This window comes from Corynebacterium sp. HMSC14B06, from assembly GCF_001807075.1.
Lineage (GTDB): Bacteria > Actinomycetota > Actinomycetes > Mycobacteriales > Mycobacteriaceae > Corynebacterium > Corynebacterium jeikeium_D.
Map to the genome: position 1 here is coordinate 37,614 of NZ_KV787380.1, position 13,955 is coordinate 51,568.

The 13,955-nt window shown below is 58.8% G+C and carries 10 protein-coding genes; all 10 read left to right on the top strand.

Annotated features, from left to right (window positions below; genetic code table 11):
* Positions 1-180 precede the first annotated feature (180 nt).
* On the top strand, positions 181-624 hold the full coding sequence (locus tag HMPREF3130_RS06230; RefSeq protein ID WP_070429638.1) for a DUF3040 domain-containing protein: 444 nt from the start codon (positions 181-183) through the stop codon (positions 622-624).
* A gap of 708 nt (positions 625-1,332) precedes the next feature.
* Complete coding sequence (gene mraZ / locus HMPREF3130_RS06235) at positions 1,333-1,764, top strand: division/cell wall cluster transcriptional repressor MraZ (RefSeq protein WP_005510286.1); 432 nt, start codon at positions 1,333-1,335, stop codon at positions 1,762-1,764.
* A gap of 260 nt (positions 1,765-2,024) precedes the next feature.
* Positions 2,025-3,065 carry a 16S rRNA (cytosine(1402)-N(4))-methyltransferase RsmH gene (gene rsmH / locus HMPREF3130_RS06240; protein WP_070429545.1) on the top strand — a complete coding sequence of 347 codons (1,041 nt, stop codon included), beginning with the start codon at positions 2,025-2,027 and terminating at the stop codon, positions 3,063-3,065.
* Positions 3,066-3,129: 64 nt separating this feature from the next.
* Positions 3,130-3,945, top strand: a complete 816-nt coding sequence (locus HMPREF3130_RS06245; protein WP_070429546.1) for a cell division protein FtsL — start codon at positions 3,130-3,132, stop codon at positions 3,943-3,945.
* 170 nt (positions 3,946-4,115) lie between these two features.
* Entirely contained in the window at positions 4,116-6,197 is a 2,082-nt protein-coding gene (locus tag HMPREF3130_RS06250) for a peptidoglycan D,D-transpeptidase FtsI family protein (RefSeq protein ID WP_083276345.1), read from the top strand.
* A gap of 138 nt (positions 6,198-6,335) precedes the next feature.
* Positions 6,336-7,910 carry a UDP-N-acetylmuramoyl-L-alanyl-D-glutamate--2,6-diaminopimelate ligase gene (locus tag HMPREF3130_RS06255; protein WP_049190471.1) on the top strand — a complete coding sequence of 525 codons (1,575 nt, stop codon included), beginning with the start codon at positions 6,336-6,338 and terminating at the stop codon, positions 7,908-7,910.
* A gap of 132 nt (positions 7,911-8,042) precedes the next feature.
* Positions 8,043-9,569: a UDP-N-acetylmuramoyl-tripeptide--D-alanyl-D-alanine ligase gene (murF, locus tag HMPREF3130_RS06260; RefSeq protein WP_070429547.1), complete on the top strand. Its 1,527-nt coding sequence runs from the start codon at positions 8,043-8,045 to the stop codon at positions 9,567-9,569.
* Positions 9,570-10,676 (top strand): phospho-N-acetylmuramoyl-pentapeptide-transferase, encoded by a 1,107-nt coding sequence (mraY, locus tag HMPREF3130_RS06265; RefSeq protein WP_069359191.1) that lies wholly within the window; start codon positions 9,570-9,572, stop codon positions 10,674-10,676.
* The gene (murD, locus tag HMPREF3130_RS06270) at positions 10,673-12,151 is read left to right on the top strand and encodes a UDP-N-acetylmuramoyl-L-alanine--D-glutamate ligase (protein ID WP_070429548.1); all 1,479 of its coding nucleotides are present in this window, start codon (positions 10,673-10,675) and stop codon (positions 12,149-12,151) included. The genes mraY and murD overlap by 4 nt, the downstream gene beginning before the upstream one ends.
* On the top strand, positions 12,144-13,952 hold the full coding sequence (ftsW, locus tag HMPREF3130_RS06275) for a putative lipid II flippase FtsW (RefSeq protein ID WP_070429549.1): 1,809 nt from the start codon (positions 12,144-12,146) through the stop codon (positions 13,950-13,952). Before murD ends, ftsW begins: the two co-directional genes overlap by 8 nt.
* Positions 13,953-13,955 lie beyond the last annotated feature (3 nt).

Sequence of the window (13,955 nt, forward strand, 5' to 3'; positions counted from 1 at the left end):
GTTCGGATTCATGGAACAATAGAGGTGAGTCGCCCGTTGAAGGGGTAAGAATGAAGCTAACGGACGCCGCGTTAGCAGCAGGTGGCCTGTGATTAACTTTGCTGTATCGGCATTGTTGGTTGAGGGTCAAGGCTCGCCAGTATCGCGGTGGGCAATGCTCAAGTAGGCGATGGAGGAATTGTGGGACTATCTGAGCACGAACAGCGGATGCTCGACGAAATCGAGTCTGCACTCTACGCTGAGGATCCTAAATTTAGTTCGACGATGGCCGGAAATGCGTTCAGCTTTCCGGAGGAAAACAGCGCACCTCGTGGGTTTTCCATCCAGGTTTTTGCGCTCATGCTCCTCGGTCTGCTGATGTTGATTGGCGGCGTCGCTCTTTTCTCTGTGAGCAATTGGTTCGTTGTGTTATCGGTTGCCGGCTTTGGCCTTATGTTCGGTTCCGGCGTTTGGGCTCTGACCGGCGCCGGTAAGCAGGAGAAGGCTAGTTCTGCTTCGGGGCTGAGCTTTGGAAAGTCTAAGTCCGGGGCGGCAAAGAGTCGTCGAGGGACCTCGGGTAGCCGTGGCTCCTCTGGTGATTCCACGTTGGAATCGCGTTTCCGTGGCCGCTTCGAGGGGCGTTAGGGGATAAGCCTCAAGAATTAACAAGTGAGGGCAAGCCAGCGATGGCTTGCCCTCACTTTTTTGTTTTTCTAGACGTGAATCGTCTCCACAAGATCTCACCCACTTTGCCCCACCCCGAGTCCCCACTTTTCCCCACTTAGCTATTGGGATGGAGGAATTCTTATCTGCGGTCGTTGTTGGTATCTCCGAAAGTTTGGCTCTGGCGACACAAAATTGCAGGTCAACGCACTAAGTCTGGCGACCAGGTTGAATCTGGATGGTTTTTAGGAGGTAAGTGGTGGGTAGTGGGGCGTAAACTGCTTTCTGTTAACAATGTGGTTGGTGTGGCGTCGTTATCGGCGTGGTCGCGGGTGGGTGCCCCACTTTTTATTCGCGCTTTAATTGTCGAGGTGATTCTTTAAAAGCCCAGGTCAATTGGGTTAAAGTGGATGTCCTGGCGGCGGGGTTGCGCTGATGCTGTGACTATTTTTCTCCTTCTTGTGTTGATAGTGGCAGATAGTGGGGTAAAGTGGGGCGTGATGTTGATTGAGGTTGGTCAACATTGCAGAAGTGAATATCCGATTTGCGCTTAAAGTTTGGCGAGATTTTGGCACTGCGGTAAAGCACAGCCCTCCGGCTCTGCTTGAAGGCAACGCCTAAATCCCTGAATTCGGTAAGCGTTTGTGCGTTGACATTGAGGTTGACACGGGGATAGGAGGCCAGTGACGCATGTTTCTGGGCACCTATACGCCGAAGCTTGATGACAAAGGGCGCCTGACGTTGCCAGCGAAGTTCCGTGAGGATCTCGCAGGTGGCCTGATGGTCACTAAAGGGCAGGATCATTCTCTGGCGGTGTATCCGAAAGAGGAGTTCGTCAAATTAGCTCAGCGGGCTACTAAGGCCTCTCGTACGAATGCCAAGGCGCGAGCTTTCATCCGAAATCTTGCGGCGAGCACCGATGAGCAGCGGCCCGATGGTTCGGGGAGAATCACGTTATCGATGGATCACCGTCGGTACGCGAATCTCTCCAAGGAGTGCGTGGTTATCGGCTCTATTGACTTTCTGGAGATCTGGGACAAAGAGTCCTGGGAGGCCTACCAGGCGGAGCATGAAGCTGATTTCTCCGAAGGAGAGGATGACTCGCTGTTCGGCGTTTTATAAACCGCTTGGAATAACCGAAAAGAGGGAATGTCCGCATGGACTCTGCCTGATAGCCCCTGGTGTACTTCCCCGATACCAGGTTCTGTCAGGCGGGGCCCTGTGAACATCCCCGCTTTTTGTTTTAAGCACCGATAGCAGCATTCCCAGTAGTGCTCATGAGGTGCGGTCTGGTTGCTGGCGCGGCACTCGTCGTTAAGCAAACCGGGAATACACTCGATAGATTCTCTGACCAGTGCGAACATACCCGGTGAGGAGGGGAAATGAACGGATCGGCACCTGCGGATGATCGCAAGTCCGGCGAGTTTGGTCATGTCCCCGTTTTGCTTCATCGAGTAACTGATTTGTTGCGCCCGGGCATCGAGGCACTGGGTGACGACGCAGTAGTTGTCGACGGCACTCTTGGTGCCGGTGGACACACGGAATACCTGTTGGAGCAGTTCCCGAAGCTCTGCGTTGTTGGACTCGATCGCGATGACAATGCATTGCGAGGGGCAGAACAACGTCTCGCGCGCTTCGGTGATCGCTTTGTAGCCTTCCGTGTGCGTTTCGATTCGCTCGCCGAGGTGCTCAGTGGTGAGATTCCTGCAGCCGCTGGTGGAAGTGGCGCGGAGGACATTCTCGCCCGCGCCGCTGAGAAGGGCATTGCAGGTGCGCTTTTCGATCTCGGTGTTTCCTCGATGCAGCTTGACCAAGTCAATCGTGGATTCGCCTACCGAGTCGACGCCCCGCTGGACATGCGCATGGATGCAAGCCAGGGGATTACCGCAGCGGATGTGCTCAATACCTATTCGCACGGTGATATCGCGCGCATCCTATCGACTTACGGCGACGAGCGCTTCGCCGGCAAGATCGCCTCGGTAGTCCTGCGTGAGCGGGAGAAGGAACCGTTTACGCCCTCCGGTCGTCTGGTCGAGCTGCTCTACGAAACCATTCCGGCGGCATCTCGCCGCAAGGGCGGACACCCGGCCAAGCGTACGTTTCAGGCTCTTCGTATCGAGGTAAATCGTGAGCTTGAAGCTCTGGAAAATGTACTGCCACAGGTCTGCAATGCACTCGCAGTCGATGGGCGTGCAGTGTTCATGAGCTACCAGAGTCTGGAAGACCGCATCGTCAAGAAGGACTTTGCGGAGCGCGTGAAGTCGACAACCCCACCGGGGCTCCCGATGGAGCTTCCGGGGCATGAACCGCACTTTGCTCTCATCACGAGAGGTGCGGAGAAGGCGTCGGCAAGCGAGATCGAAGACAACCCCCGAGCCGCACCGGTGAGAGTTCGCTGTATCGAGCGAATTCGAGCCGATTGACCCAAACCTTTCAACCGCACCAAACGCACCCTTAACGATCTAAGTACTGGGAGAACTTTCGAGCATGGCAACGACAATCACGGAGCACGCCCCCACCCGGCGCACCTCCCGCGGCGCATCTGCAACCGTCGCCGGTGCCAAGACGAAGACTCGTCAGCGCGGTCGCAGCGCCCGCACGAAACAGGATCTTTATCAGCGCAGGCGGTTTGGGCGCACAGGTTCTCAGCAGGTCATCTCGGTGCGTGGGCGTCGCGTTACGACGTCCTCGAGGGATAACCACAAGTTTGCCGGTGCGGCCGTGATGATCATTCTCGTCGTTGCCGGAATCGTGGCGGCGATGTGGCTGTCGGGTATTTCGACCTCGACATCCTTGCAGCTGGATGCTGCGCAGACCAAGGAAAAGGAGCTGCGTAACCAGCTGGAGGTGCTCGAGCGGGATGTTGCTTACATGAAGTCAACCGGTGCTATCGCGCAGCGTGCTGTGGAAGAGGGCATGGTCAATCCGGAGCAGCCTGCCGTTTTGACGACTGATCCGGAAGGCAAGGTCGTGGAAGTGCGACCGGGCGATGAGAAGCAGCAGAAGATTATCGACCTCAACAGTGAGTCGCCGAATGTTCCGCATGCGCCGTCGTCGAACCCGAAGGACACCGAGAATGTTCCGGGGATGCAGGCACCGGCCATTGAGGAAGCGCACCCACGTCCGAACGGGTTGCCGGCAACCGCTCCGTATGCGCCGCAGAACCATGAGCCCGCACCAGCACCTGCGCCGGCTCCGGCACCCGCGCCTGAGGCTGAAGCGCCAGCGCCAGCCCCAGAAGCGCCAGCCGCGGCGCCGGAAGCACCGGAAGCTCCGGCACCCGAGCCAGCTCCAGCACCGTAGGAACTTAGAAAACAAACACGGCCAAACTGGCCAACTGTCCGATATTCTGGCGGTTCCACTGTTTCTGGTCGGGCGACTGTAGACTAATTAATTCAGTACTCGCGATGGCAGGGAATACCGCCTAACGTTATCGCGCGCGGGAGAATCGACTTAGTAGAAAGCACTAGCGCATGATTCGATCTGAAGACGACTACCCCAACCGTGGAGGGGGGTATGACTTCGGCGAACGTGCTTACCGAATTACATCCCGTGAGCGCAGAGGCCAAAGTCGCGTTCGGGATGGTCAGCGCAGCCGGGGGCTCGATGCCAATACCAACCGAAGCGTGCCCCCGCGCGAAAAAATGCGCATTAGTAATAAGGACTTCATCCGACGTCGCAACTGGCTGCAGTTTATAGGCGCTATCGCAGTTGTAGTGCTGGTCTCCCGTTTGGCTTGGGTGCAGCTCGTCGCAGGTCCTGACCTGTCGGCGGCGGCACAGAATCAGCGCACGGTGGAAGTTGTTGATGCAGCTCGGCGCGGTGCGATTCTCGATCGTAACGGAGCTCAGCTTGCCTTCACTATGGAGGCACGCAGTATTACCGTTCACCCGAACACTTTGCGCAAGTGGATTGGGGACGCCCATAAGCAGCGCCCGGATGATGTCGCTACCTACGATGAACGCCTCGAGCAGATCGCCAAGGATTTGCCGAAGCTACTCGACGTGGCCGACATCGACGCGGAGAAGTCGGGAAGCAGTCGCCGTCGTCAAGCGGAACCCGAAACCGAGGAGAACTCGGTGATGAGCGCGCCGTCCCGGGTGAGCTCGAAGGACATTCTGGAGAAGCTGCGCAATGAGGACAGCACCTATGAGGTGCTCGTGCGTAATGTCGACCCGGACAAGGCCGCTGCCATCGTGGAAAAGTATCCGGAACTGGTGGCGGAGCGTCAGGATATTCGCCAGTACCCGAATGGGGCGACGGCGGCTAACGTCATCGGCAAGATTGGCATGGATGGCGTCGGCCAGTTCGGCTTTGAAGCCTCTCGTGATGCCACTTTGCAGGGTATTAACGGTGGCAAGACCATTGATATCGCCTCTAACGGTGTGGCAATCCCGGGATCCACGCGCGATGTCCACGCAGCTGTGGACGGTACGACTTACGAGCTGACCCTGGACCTCGACATGCAGTACTTTGTCCAGCAGCAGGTCAACCAGGCGAAGGCCAACTCGGGAGCGAAGGATGCGTCGGCAGTCGTGCTCGACGCGAAGACCGGCGAAGTGCTTGCAATGGCGCAGGCGGACACGGCTAACCCGAATAAGGATATGGGGGCCGAGCTCGAAGAGGGGCGCACTATCGGAAACTCCGCTGTATCGAACCCATTTGAGCCGGGCTCTGTAGCAAAGATTATTACCGCAGCGGCCGCTATCGAAGACGGCAAGACCACACCGGATGAGGTTCTGCAGGTTCCGGGCACGATTGATATGGCGGGTGTCACCGTGCGCGATGCATGGGAGCACGGCACGGAAGCTTTCACGACGACCGGTGTATTCGGCAAGTCCTCCAATGTCGGCACCCTAATGCTGGCAGAGCGTTTGGGTCAGGACCGCTTCGCTGAGATGCTGCATCTCTTCGGGCTGGGGCAGTCCACGGGTATCGAGTTGCCCAGTGAATCTTCCGGCTTGGTGCCGCAGCGTCCGCAGTGGTCCGGCGGTACATTTGCGAACCTGCCCATTGGTCAGGGTATGGCCATGACACTGCTGCAGATGACAGGAGTTTTCCAGGCAATCGCCAACGATGGCGAGCGCATCCCGCCGCGTATGATTCGTTCGACAATTTCCCCGGACGGCACGAAGACGGCAACAGAGCGCCCGGAAACAGTGCGTGTGGTTAGCCCGGAGACCGCCCAAACTGTGCGCGCCATGTTTGAAGGCGTTATGCAGTCTGATCCCACGGGGCAGCAGTCGGGTACCGCTGCCGGAAATAGTATTGAGGGGTATTCGCTCACAGGCAAGACAGGTACGGCGCAGAAGGTTGACCCCGACACCGGCGCGTACTCGAATTCCAAGTACTACATCACGTTTGCAGGCATCGCGCCTGCCGACGATCCCCGTTTTGTCATTGGCATCATGCTTGACGAACCCCAGCGTGGTGTTCATGGTGACGGCGGTCAGTCAGCAGCCCCACTGTTTAAGGACATCGCCGCTTGGGCGCTTAACCGCTACAACGTACCGCCGTCGCCACCCCGCGAAGGCAAGTTGTTGCTGCAGCCGTAACGAGGTCACCACCACAATGAAGTTACCGCGACAGCACTAATACACAGACTTTTATTACTTTGGTTTCTGCAAAGTGAATCTCTTGAATTTTTCCAATTTGTTGTACACCAACGACTGACTTGAAAGAGGGAACAGCCAATGACCGCCACCCTTGCGAAATTGTGTAACCTCGCGCATGGCCGACTTGACGGCATTACCGAATCCGCGGCGGCAGGAGCGGATATCGCCGCGATCGAACTCAACGCTGCCGAAGTGCCTGAAGGCGGAATGTTTGCTGCCGTCCCAGGTACTCGCACGCATGGTGCGCGCTACGCGCAGCAGTCGGCTGCTACAGCGATCCTGACTGATGAGGAAGGTCTGAAAATCCTGCGGGAAGCAGGGGAGACTCGCCCAGTCCTGGTTGTCGACGATGTCCGGGCCGTCATGGGGCACGTTGCTGCAGAAATCTACGATCATCCCTCGGATTCACTGACCATCATTGGGGTTACCGGCACCTCTGGCAAGACCACCACGACCTACATGCTGGAGGGCGCGCTGCTGGCAGCTGGATGCTCGACAGGCATCATTGGTACTACCGGCACGCGCATCAATGGCCGTGCCGTTCCGTCGAGCCTGACTACCCCAGAGGCTCCAGCCCTCCAGCGCCTGTTCCACCAGATGCTCTCCGAGGGTGTGACGCACGTTGTCATGGAGGTTTCTTCCCACGCACTGTCGTTGGGACGTGTAGACGGAGTCAGTTTCGACGTCGGCTGTTTCCTCAACCTCTCGCAGGATCACCTGGACTTCCACAAGACCTTGGAAGAGTATTTCCAAGCCAAGGCCAAGCTCTTTGATCCTGAAGGTCCGACACATGCACCGAAGGCTGTCGTGTGCATCGACGACGACTGGGGTGTCCGCATGGCAGATATCGCTGCCGGCGACCCGGATGTCCAAGTCACCACTGTCCATACTCAGCATCGCGTAACCGACAAGACGCCAGCTGCCGAGGTCTTTGCAGAATGGCACGCCGCTGCAGCCACTGTCGCCACTAACGGTGTCCAGCATGTGGAGCTAACGCGAAACAACACTGACACAGTTGAGGTGGAAGTTCCTCTGCCGGGTGCTTTCAACGTTGCCAATGCCGCAGTCGCATGGGCTGTGCTCGATGCGATTGGGCATGCCAATGACGCGGCCAAGAGCGGCCTGGCGCAGGTGCGTGTGCCAGGCCGCATGGAGCGCATCGACCGCGGACAGGACTTCCTGGCTGTGGTGGACTATGCCCACAAGCCAGCCGCAGTAGCTGAGGTGTTGGCCACATTGCGCGCACAGACCGAAGGTCGCGTGCTGGTTGTCGTCGGCGCCGGTGGCGACCGCGATAGTGCCAAGCGTCCAATTATGGGAGCTGAGGCTGCATGCGGTGCCGATGTCGTCATCATCACCGATGACAACCCACGCTCCGAGGTGCCCTCTGAAATCCGTGCGGCCGTGGTCGCCGGTGCGAAGGAAGCCGTTGCCAGCGGCAAGGCCAGTTCTGACACGGTTGTTGAGGAAATCGGCGATCGCGGCCAGGCAATTCGCCGTGTCGTCGAGCTCGCCCACAGCGGTGACAGCATCGTGGTGGCTGGCAAGGGACACGAAACCGGCCAGGATATCGGTGGCGTGATTCACCCGTTCGATGACCGTGAACAGCTGGCCGAAGCACTCACACAGCGACTGGAGGGATCCGCTGATTGAGATTGCTGAAATCGCTGAGGAAGCGCACCACCTGACATGCCTACCGCGAACCATTCGCGGTAAGCGAATAAAATCAAGAAATCATCCTTTACTAGGCGCCTGGAACTCTAACCAACAAGGACTATAGACATCATGATTGCCCTGACCGCCGCGGAAATCGCTCACATCGTGGGAGGTGAACTCGTCCACGTCGATGATGACGCCACAGTGACTCAGCCCGCAGAATTCGATTCCCGAAAAATTCGCGAAGGCTCGCTCTTCCTCGCCCTGCCGGGCGCGCGTGTCGACGGCCACGACTTCATCGATCAGGCTGTGGCCGCTGGAGCGACGATGGCACTGGCGGCACGAGATGTTGGGCAACCTGCGGTCGTCGTCAAGCCCCTTGGTAAGCAGGACTCCAATGCCGACGCATTTGCACACGATCCGGATGGTTCCGGGGCGGCGGTGCTGGAAGCGCTTGGTAAGTTGGCGCGTTACGTCGTCGACGAGCTGAAGAAGGATCAGCTGCATGTTGTCGGTGTCACGGGTTCGGCGGGAAAGACGTCGACGAAGGACATGATGGCGACGCTGCTGCGTACCGACGGTCCGACGGTGGCGCCGAAGGGGTCGTTTAATAACGAAATTGGGCATCCGTACACGGTGCTGCAGTGCACTCCGGAGACGAAGTACCTGGTTGCGGAGATGAGCGCACGCGGAATTGGGCATGTGGCCCACCTGGCGCGCATCGCGCCACCGACGATCGGTGCGGTGCTCAATGTTGGCACGGCGCACCTTGGTGAGTTTGGCTCGCGCGAGGCAATCGCGCAGGCTAAGGGCGAGCTCGTGGAAGCGCTGCCGGCTGCGGAGCAGGGCGGTGTGGCCGTACTCAATGCCGACGATGACTACGTCACTGGCATGGCTCCGCGTACCCAGGCGAAGGTGGTGTTCTTCTCTGCCGATGAGAACTCCGAACGCCACGCAACCGCGGATTACCGCGCCACGAATGTGCAGCTCGACGATTTTGCTCGTGCATCTTTTGACCTGCATGTACCGGACGGGCGTACATTCCCGATCCAACTGCAGGTCTATGGTGCGCACCAAGTGGCCAATGCCCTGGCGGCGATTGCGGTGGCAGTGGAATCCGGTATTGATGCTGAGCAGGTCGCAAAGGCGATGGCCGCGCATGTGGCAGCGTCAGAGCGGCGCATGGATGTCCAGCAGCTCACTGGCAATATCGTCGTTATTAACGATTCCTACAATGCCAACCCTGATTCGATGCGTGCGGGGATTGACGCTCTGGCTCGTACAGCAGCTAGCCCAACGCACCAGGATGCCTCATCGTGGGCGGTGCTTGGACAGATGGGTGAGCTTGGCGATTCCGCTGAAGATGAGCACTCGTCGCTTGGCGAGTACCTTGTGGGCCGCGGCATCGATCGACTAATTGCAGTCGGAGAGAGTTCTAATGTGCATGCCCTGGCCGACAAAGCGGAAGAGTTGGGGTTAAATACTTCTAGGGTGCCGGATACATCCACTGCCGCGGATTTGGTGGCGGCCGAGGTGCGTCCGGACGATGTGGTGTTAGTCAAGGCCTCCTATGCGGACGGTATGTGGCGGGTCGCGGACTCGCTGGCTGCCAAGGTTGGGACTACGCCCGAAGGTGAAAGCGGAGAGGAAAAGTAAGTGATTCAACTTATTCTCAGTGGTGCGATTGCATTTCTGGTGAGTGTCTTTTTAACACCAGTGCTTATTCGCAAATTCTCTGCTGAAGGTCTTGGCCAGGAGATCCGTGAAGAAGGGCCGAAGAGCCACCTGCGCAAGCGGGGAACTCCGACTATGGGCGGCATCGCCATCATCGCCGCAATCGTCGCTGGCTATTTCCTCTCACACCTCGTTACGTATATCCAGACTGGCGTGGGGCCGTCCGCCTCCGGTCTGTTGGTGATGTTCCTGGTTCTGGCGATGGGCGCATTGGGTTTTGCCGATGACTTCATCAAACTCTACAAAGGACGCAACCTGGGGCTGAACAAGACAGCGAAGCTGGTTGGGCAGCTGGCGGCAGCGCTGATTTTCGGCGTGCTGCTGCTGCAGTTCCCGGATGCGTCTGGCTTGACTCCCGGTTCGACGAGCTTGTCGCTGATTCGAGATATTCCGTTCCTGAATCTGGCACCGGGACCGGTGTGGTTCGGCATGACTGTCTTCCTGGTATTTGTCTTCATCGTCATTGCCGCATGGACGAATGCCGTCAACCTCACTGATGGCCTTGACGGCCTGGCCGCTGGCGCCACCGCGCTGCTACTGGCCACCTACACGCTGATTTCCTTCTGGCAGTTCCGTAACTCTTGCGAGGCTTCGCTGGGCAGCGGTTGCTACAACGTCCGCGATCCACTGGATATCGCCGTTATTTCCGTCGCGGGTCTGGGCGCCTGTTTGGGCTTCCTGTGGTGGAATGCAGCACCGGCAAAGATCTTCATGGGAGATACCGGTTCGCTGGCTCTTGGCGGTTTGGTAGCGGGTCTGTCATTTGTCACCAAGACTGAGCTGCTGATGGTTATCATTGGCTTCATCTTCGTGATGGAAGTTGCTTCCGTGGCAATCCAGATCGCGGTTTTCCAAACGACTGGCAAGCGCGTATTCCGCATGGCTCCTCTCCATCACCACTTCGAAAACGGAGGTTGGGCGGAGACAACTGTTGTCGTTCGCTTCTGGCTACTCGCAGGCATTTTCAACATGATTGGCGCAGCCATCTTCTACAGTGACTGGCTCTCTCAGGTAGGCGTATTTCAATGATTAACTCACCAGACCCGACCAACCTCACCGATATCCGAGATCTCGACTTAGTCGCTACGGTGCGCTCTGGTCGAGTTCTGGTGGCAGGAGCCGGAGTTTCCGGTCGCGGTGCCATTGCGATGCTCAAGGACATCGGCTGTCCGGAAATTGTCGTCGTGGATGACTCCGCGCTCGGCGCACTGGTTGCCGCCGACTTTTCGGTTCGGCACGTCACAACCGCAGACGCTCGCGACGAGCTTGCCGACGCGGTTGCGATCGTGACCTCCCCGGGGTGGCGTCCGACCAGTCCGCTGTTCGACGCCGCCGCTGAGGCCGGTGTCCCGGTATTCGGTGATGTGGCGCTGGCTTTCGCCGGCGACTGTGCCCAGCTGTGGGGTCCGAAACGGACCTGGCTGGTAGTCACCGGCACTAACGGCAAGACCACAACCACCTCCATGCTGGCCGCCATGCTCGGGGAGCAGGGCGCAGCTGTGGGCAACATTGGTGTGGCCCTGTACGACGCACTGACTGCTGAGCCTCGTATCGAGGTGTTGGCCGCAGAGCTGTCCAGCTTCCAGCTGCACTGGGCTCCAAACATTCGCCCAGATGCGGGAGTACTGCTGAACCTGGCGGAAGACCACATCGACTGGCACGGTTCTTACGAAAACTACGGTCTGGACAAGACCCGTGCGCTGCGCGGTACTGTCGCAATCTACGGTGCGGATGACGCAGATGTCGTCGAGCACGTGGAAAAGATGCTGAAAAACGACGAGCTCGGCAACTCCGTCGTGGGCTTTACCGATGGTCCCCCGGAGGCACACCAGGTCGGAGTTCGCGACGGCATGATTGTCGACCGTGCTTTTGGCGGCGGCGATGCCGCAGCTGACGACTCTGGTCCGGGCATTGTCATCGCACCGGTAGCGGGAATTTCTCCTCCCGGCCGGGCAGGTGTTCTCGACGCGGTGGCCGCCACTGCGATGGCGCGCAGTATCGGTACCTCACCGGAGCAAATTGCAGCGGAATTGGAGACTTTCGAAGTTCGCGCACACCGCGGTCAGATTGTCCATAAGGCAAATGATGTCGTGTGGATTGATGACTCCAAGGCCACCAACCCCCACGCTGCCGACGCTGCACTGTCCGGTCATGAGCGTGTCGTTTGGATCGTCGGTGGTCAGCTCAAGGGCGCGGAAATCTCGCCGCTAGTGGCGAAGCATGCTCATCGCCTGCAGGCCGCCGTGGTTCTGGGCGTCGATAGGCAACTAGTCAGCGATGCGCTCTCCCGCATCGCACCTGCTGTGCCGGTCGTTGTCATTGATGACACTGACAAGGTCGATGCCATGGCAAAGGTCTGTATGGCAGCTAGTGAATATGCCAACCCTGGGGATGTGGTGCTGTTGGCACCAGCTGCCGCCAGCTTGGACATGTACTCCGGAATGGCTGAACGTGGCGACTTGTTCGCGCAATGGGCGCAGAAGGTGACGTCAACTGATGGATAACTCCCGCAAGGCTCGTAATTTAAGCGCTAGCGCCGCGACGGCACAAAAGGGGACGAAGGCTACCAGTTCACAGCGGCCCTCGTCGTCAAGCTCTAGTGCTCGAGAGCGGCCGGCGTGGGTGGAGCGTTTTAACGACTGGAAGTCGCGTCCGCTGTTCGACTACCACCTACTGATGATCATCGTCGCGCTGCTGACGTCGATAGGCCTGGTGATGGTGCTGTCGGCATCCATGGCCAGCGCGGGTAACGACTCGGGCAGCGTGTGGTCGGTGTTCATCCGTCAGCTGGTCATGGTGGTGGCGGGTCTTATCTCCATGTGGATCGTGCTGCGAATGCGGGTGGAATTGATTCGCTCGCTATCGACAGCAGCGCTGATTTTGTCCTTTGTGCTGCTGGTTTTGGTGATTATCCCTGGTATCGGCATCGGCCTGGAGGAAACCGGTGCGCGTTCGTGGCTGAGTATTGGTGGTATCACCATGCAGCCATCAGAAATCGCGAAGATCGCGCTGGCACTGTGGGGTTCGAAGCTGCTGGCTGAAAAGGTCCGCACTGCTGTGTCCTATACCGATTTGTTCGGGCTGTTCGGTGCGGTCAGCTTCGTGGTATTGGCACTGGTGATGCTGCAGCGTGACCTCGGCATGGTTGCTTCCATGGCGTTCGTCGTGGTGGCGTTGGCGTGGTTTGCTGGCCTGCCGCGAGTATTCATCACCGGGCTGCTTGCCGCTGCGGCTTTCGCCCTGGTGATTTTTACCGTCACCGCGGGTTTCCGTTCGGCGCGAATCAGGGTCTACTTGGACTCGCTGCTCGGTAACTTCAACGATGTGCAGGGAGATGCCTACCAGTCCTACCAAGGCTTTCTTTCGCTTGCCGACGGATCTCTCACCGGTGTCGGTCTTGGTCAGTCGAGCGCGAAGTGGGGATACCTACCGGAGGCGAAGAATGACTTCATTTTCGCCATTATCGGTGAGGAGACTGGTTTCCTCGGCGCGCTGATGGTTATTTTGCTCTACGCAGCGCTCGGCTGGGTGGGACTTCGTATCGCCGGTCGCCAGAACGATCCGTTTCTCCGTCTGCTCGCGGGCACGATTACTGCTGCAACCGTGGTGCAGGCTTTTATCAACATCGGCTACGTCGTCGGTGCGTTGCCAGTGACTGGTCTGCAGCTGCCGCTGATTTCCGCCGGTGGTACATCGGCGATGGTGACGTTGTTCTCGATGGGGCTGCTGGCCACATGTGCCCGCCACGAATCGGAAGCAGTCTCTGCAATGCAGACTTCGGGACGTCCGGGGCTGGACAGGTTCCTGGGTATACCGGAGCCAATCCCGTATGACGAATCGCGTCGCCACGCGCCGAAGGTGCGTGCCCATCGCGATCCGCAACGCTTCGGTCCTCCCGTGGTGACCAGTGGAGCGCGTACTCCACGCGGCGAGGGGGCGCAGGTGCGGGAAACCTACAGTGGCCGAGCTGACCGACCCAATCGGGCCGGCCGTAGTGGAGGCAGCCGCAGTGGTCGAGGTGCCGCCCCGCAGCGTGGCTCCCGAACCTCCGGCAGCTCCGGAAACTCGGGCAGCGTTCGTGGCCGCGAAGTGGATTATTCCTCTCGTAGTGACAACGGACGGACGCGGGGATTTACAGCGAGGTCGCCGCGGGCTGGACGGTCACAGGGCTCCTGGTCGTCGTCAAGCTCAGGCCGGGGCAGTAGGATTCGGGGCGAAGGCCGTGGCGGACAGTCGCGTTCGCGCCAGCGCCCGGGCCGAAACAATAGGAACGGCGGTTCAGCACCGCGGAGGAGGAATCGATAACAC